The organism is Actinomycetota bacterium (assembly GCA_030650795.1).
Lineage (GTDB): Bacteria > Actinomycetota > Actinomycetes > S36-B12 > S36-B12 > UBA11398.
This window is the reverse complement of record JAUSDJ010000004.1, coordinates 1-1287: the sequence shown is the minus strand read 5'-3', so window position 1 is coordinate 1287 and position 1287 is coordinate 1. Positions and strand designations below refer to the sequence as shown.

Below are 1287 nucleotides of genomic sequence, written 5' to 3'. Positions count from 1 at the left end.
GATGTCGACACCACCATTACTGGTGGCGCTTTCGCTTTAACTTTTGACCATGCCAGTGTTTCCGGTGACTTTGAACTTACTGGAGCAGGCTCTAATCTTGGTGTTAACGCCGGAGCGATTGCTGACACGATGTTTGAAGTTGGTGGCTCGGCCTCCATATCCGGCGCCTTCACTTTCGGCAACAACTCGGCCACCGGCGCGATTGACACTTCCGATTGGGACATCTCGGCGACCGGGGCTTTGACAAATATTTCTCTTGACGCTAACGGTACCGGTAACACTATCACCAATATCGACAATGCCGATCTCACCGCTGACACTTTGGACTTCACGGCCATCTCTGATTCACCAACTCTCGATGCCAACTTAAACATCACCCGTGCCGGCTTCTATATCGGTCTCGGTGGTGCCCCATCAACAGTCTTTGAAGTCCAAGGCACATCAAGTGCGTCATATTTACTTGCCGGCAACACCCTTCAAGTCGGTGGCTTTTCATCAGCCGCCTATTCTCGATTCGGTGTCGCCACCGCTACTTCAGCTGAAATCGACACCATCAATGACCTCTTAATTGTCGGTGCCCTTGAAGTCGACGGCAATGTTTTCTTTGACGGCAAGGCTTCGATTGCCAGTAACTTCCAGACTGCCGGACGATTCATTTTTGGCGACTCGGGTGACACTGGTGAAATCAACACTTCTGATTGGGACATCTCGGCGACCGGGGCTTTGACAAATATTACCGGCATCACTAATGACGGCGCCTACACCCAGACCGGAACTTCGGCTAACGCTTTGACCGGCCTGACGACTTTCTCGGGCGGCGTCTCGGTCTCAACCAATTTTGAATTAACCGGCGACACCCGTTTGGGTATCAACGCCGGAGGGAACACTGAGACCTCATTAGAAGTCGGTGGTGCGGCTAGTATCTCGGGTAACATCACGACCTTGGGGACTATTGTTTCCACCGCCGCTGGTTCATCATCCTTCTCGGGTTCCCTTGATGTCACTAAAGGATTTTCCTTCTTCGGTGAAATCCGCCCCGACGGTCTAGATTGTGCTAATGGTCAGATTCTCAAAAAGACCGGAGCCGAGGATTGGGACTGTGCGGCGGATAACTCAGGCAGTGTTACATCTAACTCTCTAAACTTTGATGAATTCCAAACAGCTCTAGTCGTTGATGTCGACACCACCATTACTGGTGGCGCTTTCGCTTTAACTTTTGACCATGCCAGTGTTTCCGGTGACTTTGAACTTACTGGAGCAGGCTCTAATCTTGGTGTTAACGCCGGA

Annotated in this window: 1 protein-coding gene; it reads left to right on the top strand. The window is 51.4% G+C overall.

The annotated features are described in order from the left end of the window. A partial coding sequence (locus Q7L55_01995) for a hypothetical protein (protein ID MDO8731335.1) occupies window positions 1–1287 on the top strand: 1287 nt, incomplete at both ends.